Origin of the sequence: Pseudomonas sp. AP19 (assembly GCF_001728855.1) — a bacterium.
Classification (GTDB): domain Bacteria; phylum Pseudomonadota; class Gammaproteobacteria; order Pseudomonadales; family Pseudomonadaceae; genus Aquipseudomonas; species Aquipseudomonas fluorescens.
Genome location: NZ_LXJP01000002.1, coordinates 398,096 through 410,035, shown reverse-complemented (window position 1 = coordinate 410,035; position 11,940 = coordinate 398,096). Strand labels below are relative to the sequence as shown.

The window sequence follows — 11,940 nt, the reverse complement described above, 5'->3', positions numbered from 1 at the left end:
GCTGCCGGTTTACGACAAGCCGATGATCTACTACCCGCTGACCACGCTGATGCTGGCGGGGATTCGCGACATCCTGATCATTTCCACCCCACAGGACACCCCGCGTTTCGAACAGCTGCTGGGTGACGGCAGTAACTGGGGTTTGAATCTTTCCTATGCCGTACAGGCCTCCCCGGATGGCCTGGCCCAGGCTTTCATCATTGGCGAGGACTTTATCGGCAACGATCCGTCGGCGCTGGTGCTGGGCGACAACATCTATCACGGCCACGATTTCAACGAGCTGCTCAAAAGCGCCATGCAGCGTCAGGACGGCGCCAGTGTGTTTGCTTATCACGTCAATGATCCCGAGCGTTATGGCGTGGTTGAGTTCGATGCCCAGGGCAAAGCGATCAGCCTGGAAGAAAAGCCACTGCAGCCCAAGTCGAACTACGCCGTCACCGGTCTGTATTTCTACGACCAGGACGTGGTTGAAATCGCCAAGAGCATCAAGCCGTCGCCGCGTGGCGAGCTGGAAATCACCGACCTCAACCGCATTTACATGGAACGCGGCAAGCTGTCGGTCGAAATCATGGGCCGTGGCTACGCCTGGCTGGACACCGGCACTCACGATTCCTTGCTCGAAGCCAGCAGCTTCATTGCCACGCTTGAGCACCGTCAGGGCCTTAAAGTGGCTTGCCCTGAAGAGATCGCCTTCCGTCAGAACTGGATCGATGCAGAGCAACTGGAGCGCCTGGCCGCACCGCTGCTCAAGAACGGTTATGGCCAATACCTCAAGCGTGTGTTGCTTGAGAAGATTTTTTGATGGGCCTGTCGTGAAGAATCAAGCCGACCTGGAGACCACAATGAGCAGCACCAAGCACTTTTTCGTCCACAGCCATGCGCTGTGCGAATCCGAAAATATCGGTAAAGACACGCGTGTCTGGGCCTTCGCGCATATCCTGCCGGGCGCTACGTTGGGCAGTGAATGCAACGTGTGCGACAACGTTTTCATCGAAAACGATGTGATCATCGGCGACCGCGTAACACTCAAGTGCGGCGTGCAAGTGTGGGATGGCATCACCCTTGAAGACGACGTTTTTATTGGGCCGAATGCGACCTTTACCAATGACCTGTTTCCGCGCAGCAAGGTCTATCCGCAGACCTTTGCCCGTACGATCGTTCGAAAAGGCGCGTCGCTGGGTGCCAACTGCACCATCCTTCCAGGCCTGACGATTGGCACCAATGCCATGATTGGTGCCGGGGCCGTCGTCACACGGTCTATTCCGCCCAACGCAATCGTTGTCGGTAACCCCGCCAAAATCATTGGTTATGTTGATACTAAGCCCGTCGATGCAACCCAGGATGGGGGTGAAAAGGTCGCCAGCACGCCGGGGGCGGTCGCCACTTCTGTCAACGGCGTCACCTTGCACACCATGACGGAGGTCGCCGACATTCGCGGCAGTCTGTCTGCGGGCGAGTTCGAGCGAACAGTACCGTTCAAGTCAGAGCGTTACTTTCTGGTGTATGACGTGCCGACGGCAGAAACACGCGGCGAACATGCACACCGGGTCTGTCATCAGTTCCTGGTGGCGGTAAAAGGTTCGGTGCACGTGGTTGCCGATGATGGCAAGAACCGCGAGGAATTCGTGCTGGATCGGCCGAACAAGGGCGTGTATTTACCGCCGATGACCTGGGGGATTCAGTACCGCTATTCCCAGGACGCGGTACTGATGGTGTTCGCTTCACACCGCTATGATGCAGCCGATTACATTCGCAATTACGACGAATTCAAAATGCTCATCACCGGCGCTTGATGGCCATAACTGCCTGCGGTCCATCCATTACTGCCCGTGAGTCACGCCGCTGAGGTTGCCAACGCAATCAGCGGCGTTTCCCTGCCAATAATGTCCCTGGCCGCAACACCAGCCACAGTGCCCCCGCAATCAACACCCCGCCATACACGTGCGCCATCGACAACGGCTCATCCAATAACAACGCCCCCCACAACACCCCGAATGGCGGAATCATGAAGGTCACCGTCATCGACTTGACCGGCCCAATGGATGACAGCAAGCGGAAGTACAGGATGTAGGCAAACGCCGTGCACACCAGTCCCAACCCGAGCAGTGACGCCCACACCTGCCAGCCGCCCCAGCTTGCCGGAGGATGGCTGATGGCGCTGTAGGCGAAGAACGGCAGCAAAAACAGGCTAGCGCCCAGCATGCTGCCCAGCGCCGCGAGTCGGCTGTCCAGGCCGCCACGTTGATCGAGCCAGCGCCGTGCGAGGAAGCCGGCAAAGCCATAGCAGGTGGTGGCCAACAGGCAGGCTAATGCGCCCATCAGTAATTCCAGATCAAACGCCACCGGGCCGGCGCGCGTCAGCACACCTACGCCAAACAAGCCCAGGCTGACCCCGGCGATTTTCGACGGCGTCAGGCGTTCACTGAAGAACAACCCGCCAATCAACACACCCATCAACGGCGTGGTGGCATTGAAGATCGCCGAATAACCCGCCGGCAGCACCTGGGCTGCCACCGAGTACATGGTCGCGGGAATCCCGGAGTTGATCACGCCCAGCAGCAGGACGGTCTTGAATTTTCCCTGGAAGTCCCAGTTCACGCGCATCAGCGTGAGGATCACCAACAAACCCGCCGCTGCAATCGAGACGCGAAAAAACGCCGTCGGCAGCGTGCCGATTTCCGGTGCGATGATGCGCATGAACAGGAAGCTCGCGCCCCAAATGGCGGCCAGCCCCAACAGGTACAGGGTGTCGACAGGTCTCACGGAACACTCCTACATCAATAAGGCGGCGAGTGTTGCCTAGAGGCCTGCCCGACACAATCGCTAATTACAGGGCAAACCGCGTGACCAGGCCGTTGAGGTCCACGGCCAGGCGTGACAGTTCCTGGCTGGCCGCCGAAGTCTGGGTGGCGCCGGCGGCGGTCTGGGTGGACAGGTCGCGAATGTTCACCAGGCTGCGGTCGACGTCACGCGCGACCAGCGCCTGTTGTTCGGCGGCGCTGGCAATGACCAGGTTGCGCTCGCTGATCTGCGAAATGGCGGCGGTGATTTTATCCAGGGCGTTGCCGGCGCTGTTGGCCCGCTGCAGGGTCTGGCCGGCGTGTTCGGCGCTGCTGTTGAGCGCCTCGACGGTGTCCTGGGTGCCTTGCTGGATACCGTGGATCATCTGCTCGATTTCTTCGGTGGAATCCTGTGTGCGTTGCGCCAGTGACCGCACCTCGTCGGCGACCACTGCAAAACCACGCCCGGCTTCGCCTGCGCGGGCAGCTTCGATGGCGGCGTTGAGCGCCAGCAGGTTAGTTTGCCCGGCGATGCCGCGAATCACTTCCAGCACTTTGCTGATGTCCTGGGCCTGGACCGCGAGGCCCTCGGCCTTGTTCGATGCACCGAGCACTTCGTCGACCAGGTTCTGGATTGCGCTGATGGTTTCGCTGATCTGGTAGTGGCCGTGCTTGCTGTCTTCGTCGGACGCCTTGGACGCCTCGGCGCTGGACACCGCATTGCCTGCCACTTCATCCACGGCTGCACTCATCTCGTTGACGGCGGTCGCGGCCTGTTCGATTTCATCGTTCTGCGCCTGCAGGCCACGGGTGCTTTGTTCCATCACCGAGCTCATCTCTTCGGCGGCAGAGGCCAGTTGCTGCGCCGACTCGCTGATGCCGCGAATGGTCGATTTAAGCTGGTCCTGCATCGTGGCCAGGGCCGTCAGCAACTGCGCCGGCTCGTCGCTGCCCTTCACCATGATCGGCCGGCTCAGGTCGCCACCGGCAATGGTGCGCGCCACCGCCAGGGCCTGGCCGAGCGGTGCAGTGATGCTGCGGGTCAGTAGCCAGGCCAGCAATAAGGTCGCAATCAACGCGCACACGATGATCAGGCCGACCACCCATTGCGCGCGGGTGTACATCTGCGCCGCCGAATTGACCGCGGCTTCCACGCCTTTCTGGTTGAAGGTGATCATGTCCTCCAGGCTTTTATTGAGGACTGTGCCCTGAGGGCCGAGGCCAGTGGTAAGCAGGTCTATCGCGTCTTGCTGCTGGTCGTTGTCGACCCGTTCAACCAACTGGCTGACGATGCTGTCGTAGGTGTTCACGTTGACGTTGAGCTGCTTGAGCATGGCCCGTTCTTCGTCACCGCTGAGCAGGCTTTCGTGGTGCTCAAGCAGGGTTTTGAGTGCTTTGCGCTGGCTGGCGATCAGGTTTTTGCTGTTGTCGCGGATGCGGGACTCGTCGGTAGTCGCCATGCGCATGGATTCCAGGCGGATGCTGGCAATACAGGCAGCAGCGTCGTGGATATTCTCGATGCTCGGCATCCACGAGGCTTCGATGATCAGCGCGCTTTCACGCAGCTTGGCCATCTGGCCCAGGCCAAACAGGCCGACAATCACCAGCATGGCGGCCAAAACCCCAAAACTCAGACTGGCGCGTAGACCGATTCGCATATTCCTCAATGACATCCTGGTGCTCCTTAGGCGATTAGCTTCTGTTCCCGGACCGGTTTTCGGACCTGATTTGAGTGGGAAAGGGCGCGCTGTATATCAAAGTGCCATCAAGGTGGTAATCAGGGTTTCCCTTACGGTGCATCGAGGCGGTGACCTGTGCTGAGAATCGGCGACAGCACTGGTTTTCGCTCGCGCCAGCGCCACGCCATGCGGTTGTGGGGCTACAGGCGTGCGCAGTGAGACTTTTCGGTGCGTTTATTGACCGCCTGGTCGAGTTGAGAAAATTGAAAGTAAATGTACAAAGCGCGCGAAGGTGTACAGATAAGCCCGGAAAATCATCCTTCTCCTGCTTCGTTTCACTGGCTAAGCTCAGGGCTTCCAGATGCCCGTTCGAGGTTTCCCGCATGTCGCAATCCGCCCTCGCCATCGCCCGCATGATCCTCGATGGCTTCGACGATTACCGTGAGCACTTTCGCCAGATCACCGACGGCGCCCGCGAACGTTTCGAAAAGGCCCAGTGGCAGCAGGGGCAGGCGGCTTCGGCGGCGCGTATCAACCTGTATGAAGACAAGGTGGCTGAAGTGACGGCGCGCCTGCGGGCCAGCTTCGACGAGGCGACCTTGCTGGACATCGACACGTGGCCCCTGGTCAAGAGCGCGTATATCGGCCTGATCGACCTGCGCTTTGACGATGAACTGTCGGAGACCTGGTACAACTCGATCTTCTGCGGCCTGTTCAGTCATGACCTGATCAGTGATGGCTGCATGTTCATCCACACCACGCGGCCCAGCCTGCGCCGCGCGCGCGCGGCGCAGACCCGGACCTATAAGCCGACGGGCGACCTGGCGTCGACGCTGGCGCAGATTTTCGCCGATTACCGTTTCAGCGAACCCTACGCGGACCTCGCGGCCGACTTGCGCCGGCTCCAAGCCCAATTGCGCGAGAGCCTGCCGGACTGGGTGTGCAAAGACCCGGACCTCAGCGTCGAGCTGTTTTCCTCGGTGCTCTACCGTAATAAAGGCGCCTACCTTGTAGGGCGCATCTATACCCGCGATGAACAATGGCCGCTGGTTATTCCGCTGTTGCACCGCGAAGGGCGCGGCATCCAGATCGATGCGCTGATCACTGACGAAGCCGACGTGTCGATCATCTTCTCCTTCACCCGCTCCTATTTCATGGTCGACGTGCCGGTGCCGGCGGAATTCATCGGCTTTCTCAAGCGTATCCTGCCGGGCAAGCACATTGCCGAGTTGTACACCTCCATCGGGTTTTACAAGCATGGCAAGTCGGAGTTTTACCGCGCGCTGATCAACCACCTGGCGACCACCGATGATCAATTCATCATGGCGCCCGGCGTACGTGGCATGGTCATGAGTGTGTTTACCCTGCCGGGCTTCAACACCGTGTTCAAGATCATCAAGGATCGTTTTTCGCCGTCGAAAAACGTCAATCGCGCCACGGTGATCGAGAAGTATCGCCTGGTAAAAAGCGTCGACCGAGTCGGGCGTATGGCCGACACCCAGGAGTTTGCCGACTTCCGTTTTCCCCTGAGCAAGTTCGAGCCCGAGTGCCTGGCCGAGCTGCTTGAAGTCGCCGCCGGTACGGTGGAAGTGGAGGGCGACAGCGTGCTCATCCGCCACTGCTGGACCGAGCGGCGCATGACCCCGCTCAACCTCTACCTCGACAACGCCAACGCCGCTCAGGTGCGCGAAGCCCTTGAGGACTATGGCCTGGCCATCAAGCAATTGGCGGCGGCGAACATCTTTCCCGGTGACATGCTGCTGAAGAACTTCGGCGTCACCCGACACGGTCGCGTGGTGTTCTACGACTATGACGAAATCTGCTTCCTCACCGAGGCCAACTTTCGCCATATCCCCGCACCGCGTACCCCCGAGGATGAGATGGCTTCGGAGCCCTGGTACTCGATCGGCCCGCTCGACGTGTTCCCCGAAGAATTCCCGCCTTTTCTGTTCGCCGACGCCGGCCAGCGCAAGCTGTTCGACGAGCTGCATGGCGAGTTGTACAACGCCGACTATTGGAAAGGCCTGCAGGACGCGATTCGCGCCGGCAAGGTCATCGACGTGTTCCCGTACCGGCGCAAAGACCGTGATAACGAATGAGGGGCGCGCGCGTTGGCGGTTTTCTGCGACAATCCGCCCCCTGCATAAATAGACGACCCAAACGCATCTGATGACTGACCAAGCGCCTGCTATCGACCAACTGCTGAAAAACCTCGATCACGCCATGCTCGCCGACCGCCACCGCTTGCGGCGTCAGTTGCTTGAGCTGCGCAAGAAACCCGATGAGGAGAAGCTGGCGCAATGGGTTACGCGCATGCAGGCGTCCTGCGCCCAAGTGACCGCGCGGCGTGCCAGCCTGCCGGTGATTCGTTATGACGACAGCCTGCCCATTGCGGCCAAGCGCGATGAAATCAAAGCGGCGCTCCTCAAGCATCAGGTGCTGATCATTGCCGGCGAAACCGGCTCGGGCAAGACCACCCAGTTGCCGAAGATCTGCCTGGAAATCGGTCGCGGCCAGCACGGTTTAATCGGCCACACCCAGCCGCGCCGAATTGCGGCGCGCAGTGTTGCCAGCCGCGTCGCGGAAGAACTCGCGACGCCGCTGGGCGCGCTGGTTGGCTATCAGGTGCGCTTTGAAGACCAGAGTGATTCCAACACCCTGATCAAGCTGATGACCGACGGTATTTTGCTGGCCGAAACCCAGAACGACCGCTACCTGGAACGCTACGACACGATCATCGTCGACGAAGCCCACGAGCGCAGCCTGAACATCGACTTCCTGCTCGGCTACCTGAAAACCCTGCTGCCGCGGCGTCCAGACCTTAAAGTCATCATCACCTCGGCGACCATCGACCTGGAGCGCTTCTCCAAGCACTTCGACGATGCGCCGATTGTCGAGGTCTCGGGGCGCACCTTCCCGGTCGACACCTGGTATCGCCCGCTGACCCTGGAGCAGGACGAAGAGGGCAACCGTGTCGAGGACGACTTGACCGTTGACCAGGCAATCCTCGCCACCCTTGATGAGATTGCCGCCTATGAGCGCAGCGAACGGCGCAGCCCCGGTGATGTGTTGGTGTTTTTGCCGGGCGAGCGCGAGATTCGCGACGCCGCCGACATGCTGCGCAAGGCCCAACTGAAACACACCGAAATTTTGCCGCTGTATGCGCGCCTGTCACCGGCCGAACAGCAGCGCATTTTTCAGTCTCATCCGGGCCGGCGCGTAGTGCTGGCAACCAACGTGGCGGAAACCTCGCTGACCGTGCCGGGTATTCGTTATGTGATCGACAGCGGCACCGCGCGTATCAGCCGCTACAGCTATCGCGCCAAAGTGCAGCGCCTGCCAATCGAGGCGATTTCCCAGGCCAGCGCCAACCAGCGTAAGGGCCGATGCGGCCGTGTTGAGCCGGGTATCTGCATCCGCTTGTACAGCGAAGAGGATTTCATTGGGCGCCCGGAATTTACCGACCCGGAAATTTTGCGCACCAACCTTGCTGCCGTGATTCTGCAGATGCTGCACCTGCGCCTCGGCGAAATCACCGACTTCCCGTTTATCGAGCCGCCGGATGGCAAGGCCATTAGCGACGGTTTCAACCTGCTGCAAGAACTCTCGGCGGTCGACCGTAACAGCCAACTGACGCCGTTGGGGCGCCAACTGGCGCGTCTGCCGGTGGACCCGCGTATGGGGCGCATGTTGCTCGAAGCCGCCAAGCTCGGCAGTTTGCAGGAGGTGTTGATTGTCGCCAGTGCGATGTCGATCCAGGACCCGCGCGAGCGCCCGCCCGAGCGTCAGCAAGCCGCCGATCAGGCCCACGCGCAGTGGAAGGATGTGGATTCCGACTTTGCCGGTTTGGTTAACCTGTGGCGTGGCTTTGAAGAGCAGCGCCAGGCCCTCACCGCCAGCCCGTTGCGTAACTGGTGCCGCAAGAACTTCCTGAATTACCTGCGGCTGCGTGAGTGGCGTGATTCCCATCGCCAACTGAGCCTGATTTGCCGCGATATGCAGCTGACCCTGAACAAAGAGCCAGCGGACTTTGCCAAACTGCACAAAGCCGTGCTGTCCGGTCTGTTGAGCCAAATTGGCCAGAAAACCGAAGACGGCGATTACCTCGGCGCGCGCCAACGGCGCTTCTGGATTCATCCGTCCTCGGGCATTGGCAAAAAGCGCCCGCAATGGCTGATGACCGCTGAACTGGTGGAAACCACCAAGCTGTATGCGCGCATGGTCGCCAAGATCGATGCGGACTGGATCGAGCCGCTGGCCGGGCACCTGATCAAGAAAAACCACTTCGAACCGCACTGGGAAAAGAAGCGCGGCCAAGTGGTGGCGTTTGAGCAGATCACCCTGTTCGGGTTGATTGTGGTCGGACGGCGGCCGGTGCATTACGGGCCGATTGACCCGGTGGTGTCCCGCGAGCTGTTTATCCGTGAAGGTTTGGTACGCGGCGAGATTCAATCCCGGGCCAAGTGCCTGACGGCGAACCAGCAACTGCTGGAGCAGCTGGACGAGCTGGAAGCCAAGGCGCGGCGTCGCGACATTCTGGCGGACGAAGAAACCCTGTACGCGTTCTACGACGCGCGGCTGCCGGCTGAGATCCACCAGACGGCGACTTTCGACAGCTGGTACAAGGTCAACAGTCAGAAAGACCCGCAATTGTTGATCATGCGCGAGGAAGACGTGCTGGCCCGCGAGGCCAGTGAAGTCACCGCCGCGCATTATCCGGACACCCTCCACCTGGGCGACTTGGCCCTGGCCTTGAGTTATCACTTTGAACCCAACCACCCGCGCGACGGTGTGACCCTGCGCGTGCCGGCGCCGCTGTTGCCAGCGCTGCCGCCGGAGCGGCTGGAGTGGCTGGTGCCGGGGGTGATCGAAGCCAAGTGCATCGCGCTGGTGCGCAACCTGCCCAAGGCGCTGCGCAAAAACTTTGTGCCGGTGCCGGATTTCGTCAAGGCGGCGCTGCAACGTATCGAATTTGGCCAGGGCTCGCTGCCCCAGGCGCTCGGGCGCGAATTGCTGCGCATGACCGGCGCGCGTGTCAGCGATGAAGCCTGGGCCGAAGCGGCGCAGCAGGTGGAAAACCACCTGAAGATGAACCTGGAAGTGGTCGACGGCCAGGGCAAGTTCCTCGGCGAAGGCCGCGACTTGGCCGAGCTGACGGCACGCTTTGCCGAGGCCAGCCAGGCTGCCTTGGCCGTGCCGCAAACCGCGAAAAGCCAGCAGCCGGTTGAGGCCAAGGTGTTCGCGCCGGTGGCGGAGACGACCCAGCAAAAGATCGCCGGCCTGTCGATGACGGTCTACCCGGCGCTGGTCGAAGAGAACGGTACGGTCAAGGAAGGGCGCTTTTCGACGGCCGCCGAAGCCGAGTTCCAGCACCGCCGCGCCTTGCAACGGCTGCTGATGCAACAACTGGCGGAACCGGCGAAATTCCTGCGTGGCAAATTGCCCGGCCTGACCGAGTTGGGCCTCATGTACCGCGAGTTAGGGCGCATTGACGCGTTGGTGGAAGACATTTTACTGGCCAGCCTCGACACCTGCGTACTGGACGGCGAAGCCAGCCTGCCGCGAGACGGCGCGGGCCTGGCGGCGTTGGCCGAGCGCAAGCGCGGCAGTTGGACCGAACACGCCGAGCGCCTGGCGCGCCTGACCCTGGAAGTGCTGAAGCTGTGGCACGGCTTGCAGAAGCGTTTCAAAGGCAAGATCGACTTGGCCCAGGCGGTGGCGCTGAACGACATCAAGCAACAGCTCAGCAACCTGGTTTATCCCGGTTTTGTCCGGGAAACGCCGGCGCAGTGGTTCAAGGAGTTACCGCGTTTCCTCAAGGCCATCGAGCTGCGCCTGGAGAAGTTGCCAAGCCAGGTGCAAAAAGATCGCGTATGGAGCTCGGAATTGGGCGGCCAGTGGGTGCAGTACCAGAACCGCCTGAACAAACATGCCCAGGAAGGCAAGCGCGACCCGCAGCTGGCGCTCTATCGCTGGTGGTTGGAGGAATATCGGGTGTCGTTGTTTGCCCAGCAGCTGGGCACCAAAGTGCCGATTTCCGACAAGCGTTTGAGCAAGCAATGGAGCCAGGTAGAGGCTTGATCACAGGCATGGGTAGGGGCGCTTATCCGGGAGATGGCGCCAAAGTCGTGGGGTTGTGGCAAACTTCGCGGTTATAAATACCGGGATCGTCGTGATGGGCTGGTGCGCAGCCGCGGCGCGATGGAATAAAGCGTTGCCAGTTTGATGCCCGCTGGACGGGATCGAACGACTTAAAGTTTGGTACGACGGTACCAATATCTTCTGCCTGACAGATTTAGAGGAACGACCGTGCATAACGTCGTCATCAGCGGCACTGGCCTGTACACCCCGGCCAACAGCATCTCCAACGAAGAGCTGGTGCAGTCTTTCAATGCCTACGTGCAGCAGTTCAACAGCGACAACGCTGCCGCCATCGAGCGCGGTGACGTGCAGGCGCTGACCGAGTCCAGTGCAGCCTTTATTGAAAAGGCGTCGGGCATCAAGAGCCGTTTTGTCATGGACAAGGACGGTATCCTCGACCCGCAGCGCATGGCGCCGCGCCTGCCCGAGCGCAGCAATGACGAGTGGTCGGTACTCTGCCAGATGGCGATCGGCGCTGCCGAGCAAGCCCTGCAGCGCGCCGGCAAGACAGCTGCCGACATCGACGGCGTAATCGTTGCCTGCTCCAACCTGCAACGCGCTTATCCGGCCATCGCCATCGAAGTCCAGGAAGCCCTGGGCATCGCAGGCTTCGGTTTTGACATGAACGTGGCCTGCTCCTCGGCCACCTTCGGCATCCAGAACGCCGCCAACAGTATCCAACTGGGCCAGGCGCGGGCGATCCTGATGGTCAACCCGGAAGTCTGCACCGGCCACCTGAATTTCCGCGACCGCGACAGCCACTTCATCTTTGGTGATGCGGCCACTGCGGTGATCCTCGAGCGTGCCGACCTGGCGACCTCCGCGCATCAGTTCGACGTGGTGAGCACCAAGCTGCTGACCAAGTTCTCCAACAACATCCGCAACAACTTCGGCTTTCTGAACCGCACGGCGGAAGAGGGGATCGGCGCGCCGGACAAACTGTTCGTGCAGGAAGGCCGCAAAGTCTTCCGTGATGTCTGCCCGATGGTCGCCGAACTGATCGCTGTGCACCTTGAGGAGAACCAGCTGAATGTCTCCGATGTGAAGCGCTTCTGGCTGCACCAGGCCAACCTGAGCATGAACCACCTGATCGTGAAAAAGCTGCTGGGCCGTGAAGCCTCGGTGGAAGAGGCGCCGGTGATTCTCGATACCTACGCCAATACCAGTTCGGCCGGCTCGGTGATTGCGTTTCACACCTATCAGGATGACCTGCCGAAAGGCTCCGTGGCAGTCCTCAGTTCGTTTGGTGCGGGCTATTCGATCGGCAGCGTGATCCTGCGCAAGCGCTAAACAGGGTCAAGGTGGCATCGGGTTTGCCACACTGATTGGGTTTGCACTTT

At 60.6% G+C, this 11,940-nt stretch carries 7 protein-coding genes; 5 read left to right on the top strand and 2 right to left on the bottom strand.

The window, feature by feature from the left end; all coding sequences use genetic code 11:
* On the top strand, window positions 1–802 hold an 802-nt coding region (rfbA, locus tag A7D21_RS03795), incomplete at its 5' end, for a glucose-1-phosphate thymidylyltransferase RfbA (protein WP_069551102.1).
* Window positions 803–842: 40 nt separating this feature from the next.
* Window positions 843–1,793 (top strand): WxcM-like domain-containing protein, encoded by a 951-nt coding sequence (locus A7D21_RS03790; RefSeq protein ID WP_069551101.1) that lies wholly within the window; start codon window positions 843–845, stop codon window positions 1,791–1,793.
* A 67-nt stretch (window positions 1,794–1,860) separates the two neighbouring features.
* Here the strand turns inward: A7D21_RS03790 and A7D21_RS03785 are convergent, their stop codons facing one another.
* Together A7D21_RS03785 and A7D21_RS03780 are read right to left on the bottom strand one after the other, a co-directional pair.
* A complete protein-coding gene (locus tag A7D21_RS03785; protein ID WP_069551100.1) occupies window positions 1,861–2,763 on the bottom strand; it encodes a DMT family transporter in 903 nt (300 codons plus the stop codon).
* A 64-nt stretch (window positions 2,764–2,827) separates the two neighbouring features.
* Window positions 2,828–4,453 (bottom strand): methyl-accepting chemotaxis protein, encoded by a 1,626-nt coding sequence (locus A7D21_RS03780; protein WP_069551099.1) that lies wholly within the window; start codon window positions 4,451–4,453, stop codon window positions 2,828–2,830.
* A gap of 389 nt (window positions 4,454–4,842) precedes the next feature.
* On the opposite strand from A7D21_RS03780, the gene aceK reads away from it, so the two are divergent.
* From aceK to A7D21_RS03765, 3 genes are all read left to right on the top strand, one after another.
* The gene (gene aceK / locus A7D21_RS03775; RefSeq protein ID WP_069551098.1) at window positions 4,843–6,558 is read left to right on the top strand and encodes a bifunctional isocitrate dehydrogenase kinase/phosphatase; all 1,716 of its coding nucleotides are present in this window, start codon (window positions 4,843–4,845) and stop codon (window positions 6,556–6,558) included.
* 70 nt (window positions 6,559–6,628) lie between these two features.
* Window positions 6,629–10,540 carry an ATP-dependent RNA helicase HrpA gene (gene hrpA, locus A7D21_RS03770; RefSeq protein ID WP_069551097.1) on the top strand — a complete coding sequence of 1,304 codons (3,912 nt, stop codon included), beginning with the start codon at window positions 6,629–6,631 and terminating at the stop codon, window positions 10,538–10,540.
* 228 nt (window positions 10,541–10,768) lie between these two features.
* Window positions 10,769–11,890 (top strand): beta-ketoacyl-ACP synthase III, encoded by a 1,122-nt coding sequence (locus A7D21_RS03765; protein WP_069551096.1) that lies wholly within the window; start codon window positions 10,769–10,771, stop codon window positions 11,888–11,890.
* The last annotated feature ends 50 nt before the right edge of the window (window positions 11,891–11,940 follow it).